Annotated in this window: 16 protein-coding genes; 14 read left to right on the top strand and 2 right to left on the bottom strand. The window is 71.1% G+C overall.

What is annotated here, in order from left to right; genetic code table 11:
* Nucleotides 1–63 precede the first annotated feature (63 nt).
* The 11 genes from pdxS (at nt 64) to ABD361_RS08020 (ending at nt 11,946) form a co-directional block, all read left to right on the top strand.
* Nucleotides 64–984, top strand: coding sequence for a pyridoxal 5'-phosphate synthase lyase subunit PdxS (gene pdxS, locus ABD361_RS08070; RefSeq protein ID WP_344434142.1), 921 nt, complete (start codon nt 64–66; stop codon nt 982–984).
* 100 nt (nt 985–1,084) lie between these two features.
* The gene (gene pdxT, locus ABD361_RS08065) at nt 1,085–1,678 is read left to right on the top strand and encodes a pyridoxal 5'-phosphate synthase glutaminase subunit PdxT (RefSeq protein ID WP_344434141.1); all 594 of its coding nucleotides are present in this window, start codon (nt 1,085–1,087) and stop codon (nt 1,676–1,678) included.
* A 62-nt stretch (nt 1,679–1,740) separates the two neighbouring features.
* Nucleotides 1,741–2,493, top strand: coding sequence for a YebC/PmpR family DNA-binding transcriptional regulator (locus ABD361_RS08060; protein ID WP_344434140.1), 753 nt, complete (start codon nt 1,741–1,743; stop codon nt 2,491–2,493).
* 120 nt (nt 2,494–2,613) lie between these two features.
* The gene (gene ruvC / locus ABD361_RS08055) at nt 2,614–3,165 is read left to right on the top strand and encodes a crossover junction endodeoxyribonuclease RuvC (RefSeq protein ID WP_344434139.1); all 552 of its coding nucleotides are present in this window, start codon (nt 2,614–2,616) and stop codon (nt 3,163–3,165) included.
* On the top strand, nt 3,162–3,770 hold the full coding sequence (gene ruvA / locus ABD361_RS08050; RefSeq protein ID WP_344434138.1) for a Holliday junction branch migration protein RuvA: 609 nt from the start codon (nt 3,162–3,164) through the stop codon (nt 3,768–3,770). The genes ruvC and ruvA overlap by 4 nt, the downstream gene beginning before the upstream one ends.
* Before the next feature lie 72 nt (nt 3,771–3,842).
* On the top strand, nt 3,843–4,913 hold the full coding sequence (gene ruvB, locus ABD361_RS08045; protein WP_344434137.1) for a Holliday junction branch migration DNA helicase RuvB: 1,071 nt from the start codon (nt 3,843–3,845) through the stop codon (nt 4,911–4,913).
* Nucleotides 4,914–5,080: 167 nt separating this feature from the next.
* On the top strand, nt 5,081–5,563 hold the full coding sequence (gene yajC, locus ABD361_RS08040; RefSeq protein WP_344434135.1) for a preprotein translocase subunit YajC: 483 nt from the start codon (nt 5,081–5,083) through the stop codon (nt 5,561–5,563).
* 147 nt (nt 5,564–5,710) lie between these two features.
* Nucleotides 5,711–7,546, top strand: a complete 1,836-nt coding sequence (gene secD / locus ABD361_RS08035; RefSeq protein ID WP_344434134.1) for a protein translocase subunit SecD — start codon at nt 5,711–5,713, stop codon at nt 7,544–7,546.
* Between the two features lies 1 nt (nt 7,547).
* A complete protein-coding gene (secF, locus tag ABD361_RS08030) occupies nt 7,548–8,657 on the top strand; it encodes a protein translocase subunit SecF (RefSeq protein WP_344434133.1) in 1,110 nt (369 codons plus the stop codon).
* Nucleotides 8,654–9,211, top strand: a complete 558-nt coding sequence (locus ABD361_RS08025; protein ID WP_344434131.1) for an adenine phosphoribosyltransferase — start codon at nt 8,654–8,656, stop codon at nt 9,209–9,211. The genes secF and ABD361_RS08025 overlap by 4 nt, the downstream gene beginning before the upstream one ends.
* 215 nt (nt 9,212–9,426) lie before the next feature.
* Nucleotides 9,427–11,946 (top strand): RelA/SpoT family protein, encoded by a 2,520-nt coding sequence (locus tag ABD361_RS08020; RefSeq protein ID WP_344434130.1) that lies wholly within the window; start codon nt 9,427–9,429, stop codon nt 11,944–11,946.
* A 75-nt stretch (nt 11,947–12,021) separates the two neighbouring features.
* Here the strand turns inward: ABD361_RS08020 and ABD361_RS08015 are convergent, their stop codons facing one another.
* Nucleotides 12,022–13,251: a DUF349 domain-containing protein gene (locus tag ABD361_RS08015; protein WP_344434129.1), complete on the bottom strand. Its 1,230-nt coding sequence runs from the start codon at nt 13,249–13,251 to the stop codon at nt 12,022–12,024.
* A gap of 211 nt (nt 13,252–13,462) precedes the next feature.
* Nucleotides 13,463–14,284, bottom strand: coding sequence for a peptidylprolyl isomerase (locus ABD361_RS08010; RefSeq protein WP_344434128.1), 822 nt, complete (start codon nt 14,282–14,284; stop codon nt 13,463–13,465).
* A 199-nt stretch (nt 14,285–14,483) separates the two neighbouring features.
* Between ABD361_RS08010 and ABD361_RS08005 the strand changes: the two genes are divergently transcribed.
* The 3 genes from ABD361_RS08005 to ABD361_RS07995 are packed head-to-tail and all read left to right on the top strand — an operon-like array spanning nt 14,484 to nt 17,189.
* The gene (locus ABD361_RS08005) at nt 14,484–15,194 is read left to right on the top strand and encodes an MBL fold metallo-hydrolase (RefSeq protein ID WP_344434127.1); all 711 of its coding nucleotides are present in this window, start codon (nt 14,484–14,486) and stop codon (nt 15,192–15,194) included.
* Between the two features lie 10 nt (nt 15,195–15,204).
* Entirely contained in the window at nt 15,205–16,467 is a 1,263-nt protein-coding gene (gene hisS / locus ABD361_RS08000; RefSeq protein ID WP_344434126.1) for a histidine--tRNA ligase, read from the top strand.
* 59 nt (nt 16,468–16,526) lie between these two features.
* Complete coding sequence (locus ABD361_RS07995) at nt 16,527–17,189, top strand: vitamin K epoxide reductase family protein (RefSeq protein ID WP_344434125.1); 663 nt, start codon at nt 16,527–16,529, stop codon at nt 17,187–17,189.
* Nucleotides 17,190–17,223: the final 34 nt, after the last annotated feature.

Raw genomic sequence — 17,223 nt, 5'->3', positions numbered from 1 at the left:
GGTCGGGCAGGCCGCTTTCATGAGGCTGCAGTAGTAACGGCCCTTGAGTAGCGAGGTCACATCGTGTCCACCACCAGCACGTCGTCCATTGCCCCCGGCGCCCCGGAGACCGGCACCGCGCGCGTCAAGCGCGGCATGGCCGAGCAGCTCAAGGGCGGCGTGATCATGGACGTCGTCACGCCGGAGCAGGCGAAGATCGCCGAGGACGCCGGCGCGGTCGCGGTCATGGCCCTGGAGCGGGTCCCCGCCGACATCCGCAAGGACGGCGGCGTCGCCCGCATGTCCGACCCGGACATGATCGAAGGCATCATCGACGCCGTCTCGATCCCGGTCATGGCCAAGTCCCGCATCGGCCACTTCGTCGAGGCCCAGGTCCTGCAGTCCCTCGGCGTCGACTACATCGACGAGTCCGAGGTCCTCACCCCGGCGGACGAGGTCAACCACTCCGACAAGTGGGCGTTCACCACCCCCTTCGTCTGCGGTGCCACCAACCTGGGCGAGGCCCTGCGCCGCATCGCCGAGGGCGCGGCCATGATCCGCTCCAAGGGCGAGGCCGGCACCGGCAACGTCGTCGAGGCCGTTCGTCACCTGCGCCAGATCAAGAACGAGATCGCCAAGCTGCGCGGCTTCGACAACCACGAGCTGTACGCGGCCGCCAAGGAGCTGCGCGCCCCCTACGAGCTCGTCAAGGAGGTCGCCGAGCTCGGCAAGCTGCCGGTCGTGCTGTTCTCCGCGGGCGGCGTGGCCACCCCGGCGGATGCGGCGCTGATGCGCCAGCTCGGCGCCGAGGGCGTCTTCGTCGGCTCCGGCATCTTCAAGTCCGGCGACCCGGCCAAGCGCGCCGCCGCCATCGTGAAGGCCACCACCTTCTACGACGACCCGAAGGTCATCGCGGACGCCTCCCGCAACCTGGGCGAGGCCATGGTCGGCATCAACTGCGACACCCTCCCCGAGGCCGAGCGGTACGCCAACCGCGGTTGGTGACACAGCTCTTCCTCCGGTGGGCGGTCCGCGGCACGTCGCGGGCCGCCCACGGTCCGTACCACCGGCGCGAAGCCGTCCCCATGTGAGAGGTAGCCCCACCGTGTCCACCCCCACCATCGGTGTCCTCGCCCTGCAGGGCGACGTCCGCGAGCACCTGGTCGCCCTCGCCGCCGCCGACGCGGTGGCCCGGCCGGTGCGCCGTCCCGAGGAACTCGCCGAGGTCGACGGCCTGGTGATCCCCGGTGGCGAGTCCACCACGATGTCCAAGCTCGCCGTCGCCTTCGGCATGCTCCAGCCGCTGCGCGAGCGGGTGCGGGCCGGCATGCCCGTCTACGGCACCTGCGCCGGCATGATCATGCTCGCCGACAAGATCCTCGACGGCCGCGAGGACCAGGAGACCCTCGGCGGCATCGACATGATCGTGCGCCGCAACGCCTTCGGCCGCCAGAACGAGTCCTTCGAGGCGTCCATCGAGATGGACGGCATCGAGGGCGGCCCCGTGGAGGGCGTCTTCATCCGCGCCCCCTGGGTCGAGTCCACCGGCGCCCGCACCGAGGTCCTCGCCACCTACGACGGCCACACCGTCGCCGTCCGGCAGGCCAACGTGCTGGCCACCTCCTTCCACCCGGAACTCACCGGCGACCACCGGGTGCACGGGCTCTTCGTGGAGATGGTGCGCGCGGCCCAGTCCTGAGATCCCGGTAGGATCTCTGTCATTCGTTACGCAATCGGTTACGCGAAGAAGGAGACAGGCGGATGTCCGGCCACTCTAAATGGGCTACGACGAAGCACAAGAAGGCCGTGATCGATGCCAAGCGCGGCAAGCTCTTCGCGAAGCTGATCAAGAACATCGAGGTCGCGGCCCGCATGGGCGGCGTCGACCTCGACGGCAACCCGACGCTCTACGACGCCGTCCAGAAGGCGAAGAAGCAGTCGGTCCCGAACAAGAACATCGACTCCGCGATCAAGCGCGGTGGCGGTCTCGAGGCCGGCGGCGCCGACTACGAGACGATCATGTACGAGGGCTACGGCCCCAACGGTGTCGCGGTGCTCATCGAGTGCCTCACCGACAACCGCAACCGCGCCGCCTCCGACGTGCGCGTCGCCATGACCCGCAACGGCGGTTCCATGGCCGACCCGGGCTCGGTCTCCTACCTGTTCAACCGCAAGGGCGTCATCATCGTCCCCAAGGGCGAGCTCACCGAGGACGACGTGCTCGGCGCGGTCCTCGACGCCGGTGCCGAGGAGGTCAACGACCTCGGCGAGAACTTCGAGATCCTCAGCGAGGCCACCGACCTCGTCGCGGTGCGCACCGCGCTGCAGGAGGCCGGCATCGACTACGACTCCGCCGAGGCCAACTTCGTCCCCACCATGCAGGTGGAGCTCGACGAGGACGCCGCGCGCAAGATCTTCAAGCTGATCGACGCGCTCGAGGACAGCGACGACGTCCAGAACGTCTTCGCCAACTTCGACGTCTCCGACGAGGTCATGGCGAAGGTCGACGCCTGATCCGGCCGACACGGCCGGCTGCGACGGGCCGACGGGACACCCCCGTCGGCCCGTCGCTTTGTCAGTGCCGGCCGATAGCCTGCTGCCGCAGGTGAACGGCCGACCGGAGGGAGGGGCGCGATGAGGGTGCTGGGCGTGGACCCGGGCCTGACACGATGCGGCATCGGCGTCGTCGAGGGCACGGCCGGCCGGCCGCTGCGCATGCTCGGCGTCGGCGTCGTGCGCACGGATGCCGACGCGGACACCGCCGAGCGCCTCGTCCTCATCGAGCGCGGCATCGAGGAATGGCTCGATGCCCACCGGCCCGAATACGTCGCCGTGGAGCGGGTCTTCAGCCAGCACAACGTCCGTACGGTCATGGGCACGGCCCAGGCCAGCGCGGTCGCCATGCTGTGCGCCGCCCGGCGCGGACTGCCGGTCGCCCTGCACACCCCCAGCGAGGTCAAGGCCGCCGTCACCGGCTCCGGCCGGGCCGACAAGGCCCAGGTCGGCTCGATGGTCACCCGCCTGCTGCGGCTCGACGCGCCCCCCAAACCCGCCGACGCCGCCGATGCCCTGGCCCTGGCCATCTGCCACATCTGGCGGGCCCCCGCGGCCGGCCGCCTCCAGCAGCTCGCCGCCGCCCAGCGCCGCGCCGGCGCCCCCGTACGACTCCCGAAGGGCACCCGATGATCGCCTTCGTCTCCGGGCCGGTCGCGGCCCTCGCCCCCGACACCGCCGTCGTCGAGGTCGGTGGCGTGGGCATGGCCGTCCAGTGCACCCCCGGCACGCTCGCGCAATTGCGCATCGGCGAACCGGCCCGGCTCGCCACGTCCCTCGTCGTCCGCGAGGACTCGCTGACGCTGTACGGCTTCGCCGACGACGACGAACGCCAGACCTTCGAGCTGCTGCAGACCGCGAGCGGAGTGGGGCCGCGGCTCGCGCAGGCCATGCTGGCCGTGCACAGCCCCGATGCACTGCGGCGGGCCGTGGCGGCCGGGGACGAGAAGGCGCTGACCGCCGTGCCGGGCATCGGGAAGAAGGGTGCGCAGAAGCTGCTCCTGGAGCTGAAGGACCGGCTGGGGGCACCGGTGGGTGCGGCGCCGACCGCTCGTCCGGCAGCCGCTGCCGGCTGGAGGGATCAGCTGCACGCCGCGCTCGTCGGCCTGGGCTATGCGGCGCGCGAGGCGGACGAGGCGGTGGAAGCGGTTGCGCCGCAGGCCGAGGCGGCGGGGGGTACGCCGCAGGTGGGGCAGCTCCTGCGGGCGGCCCTGCAGACGCTGAACCGCGCTCGCTGACAGGTCGGCACCAAAGGCTGGCACCAAAGGCTATAGGCGCGCCCCGCCCACCCCACCCATGACCAAGCAACCGTGAGGAACCTCGTGAACTGGGACGACGATCGTCTCGTCGGCACCGACGCCGACGGGGAGGACCGGGCCGTCGAGGCCGCGCTGCGGCCGAAGGACCTGGGGGAGTTCGTCGGGCAGGAGCGCGTGCGCGAGCAGCTCGACCTGGTGCTCAAGGCCGCCCGCGCCCGCGGGGCCACCGCCGACCACGTCCTGCTCTCGGGCGCCCCGGGCCTGGGCAAGACCACCCTCTCCATGATCATCGCGGCCGAGATGGGCGCGCCCATCCGCATCACCTCCGGCCCCGCCATCCAGCACGCCGGTGACCTGGCCGCGATCCTGTCCTCGCTCACCGAGGGCGAGGTGCTCTTCCTGGACGAGATCCACCGCATGTCCCGGCCGGCCGAGGAAATGCTGTACATGGCCATGGAGGACTTCCGCGTCGACGTCATCGTGGGCAAGGGCCCGGGCGCCACGGCCATCCCTCTTGAGCTGCCGCCCTTCACCCTGGTGGGTGCCACGACCCGGGCCGGGCTGCTGCCGCCGCCGCTGCGGGACCGTTTCGGCTTCACCGGGCACATGGAGTTCTACGCCCCCGCGGAGCTGGAGCGCGTCGTGCACCGCTCGGCCCGTCTGCTGGACGTGGAGATCGAGGGCGAGGGCGCTGCCGAGATCGCCGGCCGCTCCCGCGGCACGCCCCGCATCGCCAACCGGCTGCTGCGCCGGGTGCGCGACTACGCCCAGGTCAAGGGCGACGGTGTGATCACGCAGCGGACGGCCGCCCAGGCGCTGGAGGTGTACGAGGTCGACGCCCGCGGCCTGGACCGGCTGGACCGCGCCGTGCTGACCGCGCTGCTCAAGCTGTTCGGCGGCGGTCCGGTGGGCCTGTCCACCCTGGCCGTGGCCGTGGGGGAGGAGCGGGAGACGGTGGAGGAGGTCGCCGAGCCGTTCCTGGTGCGGGAGGGGCTGCTGGCCCGTACGCCCCGTGGCCGCATCGCCACACCGGCGGCCTGGGAGCACATGGGGATGACGCCGCCGCAGCAGGCCGGCCCCGGCGGGGGCGGTGCGGGGCAGCAGGGCCTCTTCGGGGAGTGACGGCGCGGGGGCTGGTCCGGTCAGGAACCGGGGTGCCATGCTGGGCGTTGTTCCATTCGTGCGGACTCGCTTAGACTCCGCCGATGCCGTCCGAATGGGAACGGCATTACCACCCCCGTAGACCAGGCCGCACCCCCAAAGCGGTCGTGTGAAGGAAACCCCGTCCCGTGAATATCGTGAGTCTCCTGCCGTTCATCGTGCTCATCGGGGCCATGTTCCTGATGACCCGGTCGGCCAAGAACAAGCAGCGCCAGGCCCAGCAGATGCGCAACCAGATGCAGCCCGGCACCGGTGTCCGGACGATCGGCGGGATGTACGCCACCGTCAAGGAGATCCACGAGGACACGGTCCTCCTCGAGGTCGCCCCGGGCGTCCACGCCATCTACGCGAAGAACGCCATCGGGGCCGTCCTCGAGGACGCCGAGTACAACCGCATCGTCCACGGCCTGGAGCCGGAGGACACCCCGGTCGTGCCCGACGACGCCTCCTCGCTGACCGAGGCCGTCGAGACCGGTGAGCCCCAGGTCGAGGGGAAGATCGACCTGCACAAGGGCGCCGAGGAGAAGGCCGAGGACAAGTCCGCCGAGAAGCCCGGCGACGCCGGCGAGGCGGAGAAGAAGGACACCAAGGGCGACGGCGACGCCAAGTAACCCCTTTCCGGAACCGCGGAGCACCTCCCCGACGGTGCGCCGCGGTTCCGTTACGGTCTAGGCTCCGGCGGGGGCAGGTCCCCACAACATTTCGTGGCCGCCCGGCGAAACCCGACGCCGGACGGTTGGACAGGGAGAAACGACAAGGTGGCAGCACCGAAGAAGGGCCGTAGGTCCCCGGGCGGCCAGGGCAGGCCGGGCAGAGTCCTGGCCTTCATCCTGATCGTCATGGTGGCGCTCACCGGGGGGATGTTCGCCTCCGGGCACACCACGCCGCGCCTGGGCATCGACCTGGCGGGTGGCACCAGCTTCACGCTGGAGGCCAAGAACCAGCCGGGCAAGCCCAACGCGATCAACGAGACCAACATGAACACCGCCGTCGGCATCATCGAGCGGCGTGTCAACGGTCTCGGCGTCTCGGAGTCCGAGGTCCAGACGCAGGGCGGCAAGCACATCATCGTGAACATCCCGCGGGGGACGAACGCGAAGCAGGCCCGTCAGCAGGTCGGCACCACCGCCCAGCTCGGCTTCCGGCCCGTGGTGGCCACGGCCCCCGGCATCAAGGTGCCGCCCACGCCCGCGCCCAGCCCGAGCGCCTCCGGCAACGGCAAGGACAAGGACAAGGCGGCCGAGAAGGCCGGCGGCGACGCCGCGTCCGACGACAAGACCAAGTCGTCCGGCAAGCCCTCCGCCCCGGCGAGCCCGCAGGGCCGCCCCGTGACCGACGCCCTCAAGGCCGACGGCACCCCGTCGCCCAAGGTCACCGCCACCGCCACGGACGGCAAGAAGACCGACGACGGCAAGAAGGCCGACGCCCCGAAGGACGCCCCGCCGACCCCGGCGCCCACGCCCGCCCCGGCCACGGGTGACATGGCCACCCTGCAGAAGAAGCTCGACGCCCTGGACTGCTCCACCAAGGAGAGCCGCGCCCTGGCGAACGAGGCCGCTTCCGGTGCCAAGCCCACCGATTCCATCGTCGCCTGCCGCAAGGACGGCAGCGTCAAGGAGATCCTCGGCCCGGTGGCCGTGGAGGGTGTCACCGTCGACAGCGCCAGCGCCGTCTTCGACAGCCAGAGCGGCAAGGGCTGGCTCGTCCAGCTGAAGTTCAACTCCACCGGCGCCAAGAAGTTCGCGCAGGTCACCGGCCAGCTGGCCGCCAAGCCGGCGCCGCAGAACCAGTTCGCGATCGTCCTGGACGGCGAGGTCGTCTCCGACCCGTCCGTCAGCACCTCCATCGGTGGCGGCCAGGCCGAGATCTCCGGCGGCTTCACCCAGCAGAGCGCCCAGGACCTGGCCAACGTCCTGTCCTACGGTGCCCTGCCGCTGTCCTTCGACGTCGTCACCGAGACCACGGTCTCCCCGGCGCTCGGCGGCGAGCAGCTGCGCGCGGGCCTGATCGCCGGTGCGATCGGCCTCGCCCTGGTCATCATCTACCTGGTGGCGTACTACCGCGGCCTGGCCCTGGTGGCCCTGGCGAGCCTCGCGTGCTCCGCGGTGCTCACCTACACGATCATGGTCCTGCTGGGCTCGGCCATCGGCTTCGCGCTGAACCTGCCGGCCGTCTGCGGTGCCATCGTCGCCATCGGCATCACCGCCGACTCCTTCATCGTCTACTTCGAACGCATCCGGGACGAGATCCGCGAGGGCCGCACCCTGCGCCCGGCGGTGGAGCGGGGCTGGCCGCGCGCCCGCCGCACGATCCTGGTCTCCGACTTCGTCTCCTTCCTCGCCGCCGCGGTGCTCTTCATCGTCACCGTCGGCAAGGTGCAGGGCTTCGCGTTCACCCTCGGCCTGACCACGCTGCTCGACGTCGTCGTGGTCTTCCTCTTCACCAAGCCGCTCATGACGCTCCTCGCCCGCCGCAAGTTCTTCGCCAGCGGCCACCCCTGGTCCGGTCTCGACCCCAAGCGGCTCGGCGCCAAGCCGCCGCTGCGGGCCTCCCGCCGCCGCCCCTCCGCCACCGTCGACCCGAAGGAGGCGTGAGATGTCGCGACTCGGCACTCTCGGCGCCCGGCTGTACCGCGGCGAGGTCGGCTACGACTTCGTCGGCAAGCGGAAGATCTGGTACGGCATCTCGATCCTCATCACCATCACGGCCATCGTCGGCCTGGCGGTGCGCGGCCTGAACATGGGCATCGAGTTCTCCGGCGGCGCGGTCTTCACCACGCCCAAGACCTCGGTCAGCGAGGTCCAGGCCCGGCACACCGCGGAGGAGGCCTCCGGCCACACCGCGGTGGTCCAGAAGCTCGGTGACGGCACCCTGCGCGTCCAGGTCAGCGAGCTCAGCACCGACCAGTCGCGCAAGACCCAGGACGCCCTGGCCAAGAAGCTGGGCATCTCCACCAACAAGGTCAACACCGACATCGTCGGCCCCAGCTGGGGTGAGCAGATCGCCAGCAAGGCCTGGTGGGGCCTGGGGATCTTCATGATCCTGGTGGTCGTCTACCTCGCCATCGCCTTCGAGTGGCGCATGGCGCTCGCCGCCCTGGTCGCCCTGATCCACGACCTCACCATCACCGTCGGCATCTACGCGCTCGTCGGCTTCGAGGTCACCCCGGGCACCGTGATCGGTCTGCTGACGATCCTCGGTTACTCGCTCTACGACACCGTCGTCGTCTTCGACGGCCTGAAGGAGAGCTCGAAGGACATCACCAAGCAGACCCGCTTCACCTACAGCGAGATCGCCAACCGCAGCCTCAACGGCACCCTGGTGCGCTCCATCAACACCACCGTGGTGGCGCTGCTGCCGGTCGCCGGCCTGCTGTTCATCGGCGGCGGCTTCCTCGGCGCGGGCATGCTCAACGACATCTCCCTCGCCCTCTTCGTCGGCCTCGCGGCCGGTGCCTACTCCTCGATCTTCATCGCCACCCCGCTGGTCGCCGACCTCAAGGAACGCGACCCGCAGATGAAGGCGCTCACCAAGCGCGTGCGCGCCCGCCGTGCCGCCGACGCCGCCAAGGCCGAGGCCGGTACGGGGAGCGCCGAGGGCGGCGACGAGGAGCCGCAGGACGTCGCCGGCCTCGTCGGCCAGCGTCAGGATTCCGCCGGCCGGGGCCGCGGCGGCCGCGGTCGTCCGTCGGGCAAGCGCCGATGAGCGCCGCCCGCACCGAGCAGGGCCTGCGGGAGCTGCTGCTCGGCCACATCCGCGACGTGCCCGACTACCCGAAGCCGGGCGTGGTCTTCAAGGACATCGCCCCGCTGCTCGCCGACGCCCCGGCCTTCGCCGCGCTCACTGACGCGTTCGCGGAGCTGTGCGAGCACTACGCGGTGGACAAGGTCATGGGCCTGGAGGCCCGCGGCTTCATCCTCGGCGCCCCCGTGGCCGTCCGTGCCGGCCGCGGCTTCGTGCCCGTCCGCAAGGCCGGCAAGCTGCCGGGCGAGACGCTGTCCCAGGCCTACGACCTGGAGTACGGCAGCGCCGAGATCGAGATACAGGCCGATGCCTTGGCCGCCGGCGACCGCGTGCTGGTCATCGACGACGTGCTGGCCACCGGCGGCACCGCCGAGGCCTCGCTGGAGCTGATCCGCCGCGCCGGTGCCGAGGTGGCGGGTGTCGCCGTGCTCATGGAGCTCGGCTTCCTGGCCGGCCGGCAGCGGCTGGAGCGGTCCCTGGCCGGCGCCCCGCTGCACGCGCTGATCACGGTCTAGGTCCGCACGCGCGGGCAGGTACGAAAACCCCCAGGCGGGCACCGGGAAACATCCGGTGCCCGCCCGGTGTTTTCCCGGGCAGACCCCTTGCCGGCTCCTTGCGGACCCCGTGCGGGAGTCCGGCCGCAGCCCGGCGCCGAGCGCCGGGGTGGCCGGGATCGATACCATGGCAGTCCGGACCTGACCGGGGGGCCGGAACGCTTGAGGGAGTGCTCTTGCCAGACGAGGTCCAGCCGCTCACCGCCGCCCAGCCGGACAAGCCGAGCCCCGACGCCGCGGCGTCCGGCGGCACGCCCCCGGCCCGCCCGGACGCCGCCGGAGGCGGCACGGCCGCCCGGGGCGAGCGCACGAGCGCGGGCACCCCGCAGTACCGGACCGCGCCGCAGCCGCCCGCCGGCGCCCCGGCCCGGCCCTCGGCCACGTCCGGCCCCGCGCCCCGCACCGGCTCCTCCAGCCGGGTGCGCGCCCGCCTCGCCCGCCTGGGCGTGCAGCGGCAGAGCCCGTACAATCCCGTCCTGGAGCCGCTGCTGCGCATCGTGCGCGGCAACGACCCCAAGGCGGACGCCGGCACCCTGCGCCAGATCGAGCGTGCCTACCAGGTCGCCGAGCGCTGGCACCGCGGCCAGAAGCGCAAGAGCGGCGACCCGTACATCACCCACCCGCTGGCCGTCACCACGATCCTCGCCGAGCTCGGCATGGACCCGGCCACCTTGATGGCCGGCCTGCTGCACGACACCGTCGAGGACACCGAGTACGGCCTGGAGGACCTGCGCCGCGACTTCGGCGACCAGGTCGCCCTGCTCGTCGACGGCGTCACCAAGCTGGACCGGGTGCAGTTCGGCGAGGCCGCCCAGGCCGAGACCGTGCGCAAGATGGTCGTCGCCATGGCCAAGGACCCGCGCGTCCTGGTCATCAAGCTCGCCGACCGCCTGCACAACATGCGCACCATGCGGTACCTCAAGCGGGAGAAGCAGGAGAAGAAGGCCCGCGAGACGCTGGAGATCTACGCCCCGCTGGCGCACCGGCTGGGCATGAACACCATCAAGTGGGAGCTGGAGGACCTCGCCTTCGCGATCCTCTACCCCAAGATGTACGACGAGATCGTGCGCCTGGTCGCCGAGCGGGCCCCCAAGCGCGACGAGTACCTGGCCACCGTCATCGACGAGGTCCAGGCCGATCTGCGCGCCGCCCGCATCAAGGCCACCGTCACCGGCCGGCCGAAGCACTACTACAGCGTCTACCAGAAGATGATCGTGCGGGGCCGCGACTTCGCCGAGATCTACGACCTGGTGGGCATCCGCGTCCTCGTCGACACCGTCCGCGACTGCTACGCGGCGCTGGGCACCGTCCACGCCCGGTGGAACCCGGTGCCCGGGCGGTTCAAGGACTACATCGCGATGCCCAAGTTCAACATGTACCAGTCGTTGCACACGACGGTCATAGGACCTTCGGGCAAGCCCGTCGAGCTGCAGATCCGCACCTTCGACATGCACCGCCGCGCCGAGTACGGCATCGCCGCGCACTGGAAGTACAAGCAGGAGGCGGTCGCCGGCGCCTCCAAGATCCGTACCGACGTGCCGCGCACGTCCGGCAAGGACAAGGACGCCATCAACGACATGGCGTGGCTGCGGCAGCTGCTGGACTGGCAGAAGGAGACCGAGGACCCGGGCGAGTTCCTGGAGTCGCTGCGCTTCGACCTCTCGCGCAACGAGGTCTTCGTCTTCACGCCCAAGGGTGACGTCATAGCGCTCCCGGCGGGTGCCACGCCCGTCGACTTCGCCTACGCCGTGCACACCGAGGTCGGCCACCGCACCATAGGCGCGCGGGTCAACGGCCGCCTCGTACCGCTGGAGTCGACCCTCGACAACGGCGACCTGGTGGAGGTCTTCACCTCCAAGGCCCCCGGTGCCGGCCCCTCCCGTGACTGGCTGGGCTTCGTGAAGTCCCCGCGGGCCCGCAACAAGATCCGTGCCTGGTTCTCCAAGGAGCGCCGCGACGAGGCGATCGAGCAGGGCAAGGACGCCATCGCCCGGGCCATGCGCAAGCAGAACCTGCCGATCCAGCGCATCCTCACCGGCGACTCCCTGGTCACCCTCGCGCACGAGATGCGCTACCCCGACATCTCCTCCCTGTACGCCGCGATCGGCGAGGGCCACGTCGCGGCCCAGGGCGTGGTGCAAAAGCTCGTCCAGGCGCTCGGCGGCGAGGACGCGGCCACCGAGGACATCGAGGAGACCGCCCCCATCCGCGGCCGCTCCAAGCGGCGCACCAGTGCCGACCCGGGCGTGGTGGTCAAGGGCGTCGACGACGTGTGGGTCAAGCTGGCCCGCTGCTGCACCCCGGTGCCCGGGGACCCGATCATCGGCTTCGTCACCCGCGGCAACGGCATCTCGGTGCACCGCGCGGACTGCGTCAACGTCGACTCGCTCTCGCAGCAGCCGGAGCGGATCCTCGACGTGGAGTGGGCGCCCACCCAGTCGTCCGTGTTCCTGGTCGCCATCCAGGTCGAGGCCCTCGACCGCTCCCGGCTGCTGTCGGACGTCACCCGGGTGCTGTCCGACCAGCACGTCAACATCCTCTCGGCGGCCGTGCAGACCTCCCGCGACCGGGTGGCCACCTCGCGCTTCACCTTCGAGATGGGCGACCCCAAGCACCTCGGGCACGTGCTCAAGGCCGTGCGCGGTGTGGAGGGCGTCTACGACGTCTACCGCGTGACCTCGGCGCGCAGGCCGTAGCGCCGCAGCAGCGGGCACGAGTAAGGGGCTCCGGCACTAGCCGGAGCCCCTTACTCATCACGCATCCGTGGCTGCTCAGCCGCCGAACTCCTCAAGGCCCTTCAGGGCCTGGTCCAGCAGCGCCTTGCGGCCCTCCAGCTCCTGCGCGAGCTTGTTGGCCTTGGCCTCGTTGCCCGCCGCACGCGCCTTGTCGACCTGCTCCTGCAGCTTGTCGACCGCCGCCTGCAGCTGGCCCGTCAGCCCCGCCGCACGCGCCCGCGCCTCGGGGTTGGTGCGCCGCCACTCGGCCTCCTCGGCCTCCTGGATCGCGCGCTCCACCGCGTGCATCCGGCCCTCGATCCGCGGCCGGGCGTCCCGCGGCACATGGCCGATGGCCTCCCAGCGCTCGTTGATCGACCGGAACGCCGCCCGCGCCGCCTTCAGGTCCGTCACCGGGAGCAGCTTCTCGGCCTCGACGACCAGCTCCTCCTTCAGCGTCAGGTTGCCCTGCTGCTCGGCGTCCCGCTCGGCGAAGACCTTGCTGCGGGCCTGGAAGAAGACGTCCTGCGCGCCCCGGAACCGGGCCCACAGCTCGTCCTCGGCCTCCCGCTGCGCCCGCCCGGCGGCCTTCCAGTCCGCCATCAGCTCGCGGTAGCGCGCGGCCGTCGGACCCCAGTCCGTCGAGCCCGAGAGCGCCTCGGCCTCGGCGACCAGCTTCTCCTTGATCTTGCGGGCGTCCTCGCGCTGCGCGTCCAGCGAGGCGAAGTGGGCCTTGCGGCGCTTGGAGAACGCCGAGCGGGCGTGCGAGAAGCGGTGCCACAGCTCGTCGTCGGTCTTGCGGTCCAGCCGCGGCAGGCCCTTCCAGGTGTCGACCAGGGAGCGCAGCCGCTCGCCGGCCGACCGCCACTGCTCGCTCGCCGCCAGCTCCTCGGCCTCGGCGACCAGCGCCTCCTTGGCCGTACGGGCCTCCTCGGTCGCCTTGGCCTTGGCCGCCTTGCGCTCCTCGCGGCGCGACTCGACGGCGGCGACCAGCTTGTCCAGCCGCTCCCGCAGCGCGTCGAGGTCACCCACCGCGTGGTGCTCGTCGACCTGGGTGCGCAGATGATCGATGGCGGTCATCGCGTCCTTGGCCGACAGGTCGGTGGTCCTGATCCGGCGCTCGAGGAGGCCGATCTCGACGACCAGGCCCTCGTACTTGCGCTCGAAGTAGGCCAACGCCTCCTCGGGAGACCCCGCCTGCCACGAGCCGACGACCTGCTCACCGTCGGCAGTACGCACGTACACGGTCCCCGTCTCGTCGACGCGGCCCCACGGGTCGCTGCTCACAGCGCCTCCTCCACATGATGCCGGGGCCGTGTGCGGCCCGCGCGCATCGTCCACAGTTGTTCCGGGCAGAGCCGCGCCCTGGCCGGTCCGACGGCTTGATCATCCGGGTGCGCAAAGGCCGTCGGAGCAGGCACCCTACACAACGCCAACATAGGCGAACGGCGGCCCGGCTGTCCGTATCCCGCGCGACCGAAATTTCGCCGTCCGGGCGTCAGCTTCTGGTCACCGTCGCCTTGTCGATCACCACGGTGGCGTTCGGCGCCCCGTCGCCGGCGCCCGAGTTCTCACCCGCGTCGGCGATCTTCTTCAGCGTCTTCATGCCCTCGGGGCCGATCGTGCCGAACGGCGTGTACTGCGGCGGCAGCTGGCTGTCCTGGTACACGAGGAAGAACTGGCTGCCGCCGGTGTGCGGCTGGCCCGTGTTCGCCATGGCGACGGTGCCCGCGGGGTAGACGTTGCCCTTGAGCTTCGAGTCCTTGAGGTTCTCGTCCTCGATCGTGTAGCCCGGGCCGCCCGTGCCGGTGCCCTTCGGGTCACCGCACTGCAGCACGTAGATGCCGGCGGTGGTCAGGCGGTGGCACTTCGAGTGGTCGAAGAAGCCCTCCTTCGCCAGGAAGTCGAAGGAGTTGACCGTATGGGGGGCGTTCGCCGCGTCCAGCTTGAGGTCGATCGTGCCGCAGGTCGTCTTCAGCTCCATCGCGTACGACGCGGACTTGTCGACCGTCATCTCCGGCTCCGACTTCCACGTCTTCGCCGACGGCGAACCCGGCGCGGGCCTGGCGCACGGGTCCGGGCCCTTCTTCGCGGACGGCAGGGCGTCGGGGGAGGCGTCGGCGGCCGTGTTCTTCTTGCCGTCGCCGGAGAACGCCCCGGCCGCGTACGCCCCCGCTCCCGCGGCCAGCACCGCGGCGAGCCCGCCGGCGATCACCGCGTTCCGCAGGCGGGCCTTGCGCCGCGCCGCCTCGCGGCGCTGCTGCTGCCGCTCGAACTTCTCCCGGGCGAGCTGGCGCCGCCGCTGCTCGTTAGTGACCACCGGGTCCTCTCCTCGTGCCGTCTCGTCGCATGTCATGAGCCGCGAATCGCGAGTGTCGCCCGTACCGTATACGGGTTCGCGGCGGCAGGAGTGCCGCCGGTAGGCTGCATCCACGACGATCCGGACCGACTGGTCCCCGCGCACGGGGGCCGCGGACCGGGCAACCGCCTGTCAGACTTGCCGATCATTAAGGACGAACGTGCTCATTGCCGGGTTCCCCGCCGGAGCCTGGGGGACCAACTGCTACCTGGTCGCCCCGGCCGCCGGCGAGGAGTGCGTGATCATCGACCCGGGCCACCAGGCGGCCCCCGGCGTCGAGGAAGCACTGAAGAAGCATCGGCTCAAGCCCGTCGCCGTCGTCCTCACCCACGGCCACATCGACCACGTCGCCTCGGTCGTCCCGGTGTGCGGCGCCCACGACGTCCCGGCCTGGATCCACCCCGACGACCGCTACATGATGAGCGACCCGGAGAAGGCCCTGGGCCGCGCCATCGGGCAGCCGCTCATGGGCGAGCTGACCGTCGGGGAGCCGGACGACCTCAGGGAGCTGTCCGACGGCAGCACGCTGCAGCTCGCCGGCATGGAGCTCACCGTCGCGCACGCGCCCGGCCATACCAAGGGGTCGGTGACCTTCAGGCTGCCGGAGACCTCCGAGATCCCCTCGGTGTTCTTCTCCGGCGACCTGCTGTTCGCCGGCTCCATCGGACGCACCGACCTGCCCGGCGGTGACCACGGCGAGATGCTCCGGTCGCTGGCACGCGTGTGCCTGCCCCTGGACGACTCGACCGTGGTGCTGTCCGGCCACGGCCCCCAGACGACCATCGGCCGTGAGCGCGCCACCAACCCCTACCTGCGTGAGGTGGCCGCCGGCTTCGGAGCCGGATCCCCGGCTCCGCGACGAGGAATGTGACGAGAATTCCGTGAGCACCTTCAAGGCCCCCAAGGGCACCTACGACCTCCTTCCCCCCGACTCGGCGACCTACCTCGCCGTGCGCGAGGCGATCTCCGCGCCGCTCAAGCGGGCCGGCTACGGCTACGTGGAGACCCCCGGCTTCGAGCAGGTCGAGCTGTTCTCCCGCGGGGTCGGCGAGTCCACCGACATCGTGACCAAGGAGATGTACACCCTCACCACCCGCGGCGGCGACCAGCTCGCCCTGCGCCCCGAGGGCACCGCCTCCGTCCTGCGCGCCGCGCTGGAGGCCAACCTGCACAAGGCCGGCAACCTGCCGGTCAAGCTCTGGTACTCCGGCTCGTACTACCGCTACGAGCGCCCCCAGGCCGGCCGCTACCGCCACTTCTCCCAGGTCGGCGCGGAGGCCATCGGCGCGGAGGACCCGGCCCTCGACGCCGAGCTGATCATCCTGGCCGTCGACGCCTACCGCTCGCTCGGCCTGAAGAACTTCCGCCTGCTGCTGAACTCGCTCGGCGACAAGGAGTGCCGCCCCGCCTACCGGGCCGCCCTGCAGGACTTCCTGCGCGGCCTGGACCTGGACGAGGACACCCGCCGCCGCATCGACATCAACCCGCTGCGCGTCCTCGACGACAAGCGCGAGGCCGTCCAGAAGCAGCTCGTCGGCGCCCCCATGCTGCGCGACCACCTGTGCGAGGCGTGCAAGGAGTACCACGAGCAGGTCCGCGAGCTGCTGACCGCCGCCGGTGTCGCCTTCGAGGACGACCCCAAGCTGGTCCGCGGCCTGGACTACTACACCCGCACCACCTTCGAGTTCGTCCACGACGGCCTCGGCTCGCAGTCCGCGGTTGGCGGCGGCGGCCGCTACGACGGGCTCTCCGAGATGATCGGCGGCCCCGCGCTGCCGTCCGTCGGCTGGGCGCTCGGCGTCGACCGCACGGTGCTGGCCCTCAAGGCCGAGGGCATCGAGCTCGAACTGCCCGCGGCCACCCAGGTCTTCGCCGTGCCGCTGGGCGAGGAGGCCCGCCGAGTCCTCTTCGGCACGGTCACCGAGCTGCGCCGGGCCGGCGTCGCCACCGACTTCGCCTTCGGCGGCAAGGGCCTGAAGAACGCCATGAAGTCCGCCAACCGCTCCGGCGCCCGCTTCGCGCTCGTCGCCGGCGAACGGGATCTGGCCGAGGGCGTGGTGCAGCTGAAGGACCTGGAGAGCGGCGAGCAGAAGGCCGTGGCCCTCGCCACCGTTGTGAGTGAAGTCCTTTCGGCCCAAGGCTGATTCACAGACTGCTGGTGCAGAATGGGCGGCAACGGCCTACTGATGGGATCGACAGCGCTATGACCACTTCGGCACTCGACCGCTCCGACACCGACGACGCGGGGCGGGGCGTTCCGGCCACCGGGGCGGTGGGTGCGAGCCGTGCGTTCGCGTGGTTGCTGGTGATCACCGGTGCCGCCGGTCTGCTGGCCTCGTGGGTCATCACGATCGACAAGCTCAAGATCCTCGAGGCCAAGGTCGCCGGCACGACCTTCACCCCCGGCTGCAGCCTCAACCCCATCGTCTCCTGCGGAAACATCATGGAGAGCGCGCAGGCCAAGGCGTTCGGGTTCCCGAACCCGATGATCGGCCTGGTCGCCTACTCCGTGATCATCGCGGTGGGCATGGGGCTGTTCGCCGGGGCCCGCTACCGCCGCTGGTACTGGCTGGGCATGGAGGCCGGCTGCCTCTTCGGCGTCGGCTTCGTCACGTGGCTGCAGTACCAGTCGCTGTACGTCATCGGCTCGCTGTGCCTGTGGTGCTGCCTGGCCTGGGTCGCCACCATCGTCATGTTCTGGTACGTCACGCTGCAGAACATCCGGCACCGTTTCATCCGGGTGCCCGAGGGCCTGCGCCGCGGCCTGCTGGAGTTCCACTGGGTCGTCCCGGTGCTGTGGATCGGCGTGATCGGCATGCTGATCCTCACCAAGTGGTGGTGGTTCTGGACGGGCGGCACCGCCTGACCTGCGGGCGCCCGGCGCGATCGGGCGGTGGTGT

The sequence above is a fragment of the Streptomyces luteosporeus genome (assembly GCF_039532865.1).
In the GTDB taxonomy this organism is placed as follows: domain Bacteria; phylum Actinomycetota; class Actinomycetes; order Streptomycetales; family Streptomycetaceae; genus Streptomyces; species Streptomyces luteosporeus.
The sequence above is the reverse complement of the archived record's forward strand: the minus strand, read 5'-3'. Positions and strand labels throughout refer to the sequence as shown.

Bases quoted from the DNA above. Each gene is read 5' to 3' on its own strand.
- secF (WP_344434133.1), top strand. From the start codon at position 7,548: ATGTCGCGACTCGGCACTCTCGGCGCCCGGCTGTACCGCGGCGAGGTC.
- ABD361_RS08025 (WP_344434131.1), top strand. From the start codon at position 8,654: ATGAGCGCCGCCCGCACCGAGCAGGGCCTGCGGGAGCTGCTGCTCGGC.
- ruvC (WP_344434139.1), top strand. From the start codon at position 2,614: ATGAGGGTGCTGGGCGTGGACCCGGGCCTGACACGATGCGGCATCGGC.
- ABD361_RS07995 (WP_344434125.1), top strand. From the start codon at position 16,527: ATGACCACTTCGGCACTCGACCGCTCCGACACCGACGACGCGGGGCGG.
- ruvA (WP_344434138.1), top strand. From the start codon at position 3,162: ATGATCGCCTTCGTCTCCGGGCCGGTCGCGGCCCTCGCCCCCGACACC.
- ABD361_RS08060 (WP_344434140.1), top strand. From the start codon at position 1,741: ATGTCCGGCCACTCTAAATGGGCTACGACGAAGCACAAGAAGGCCGTG.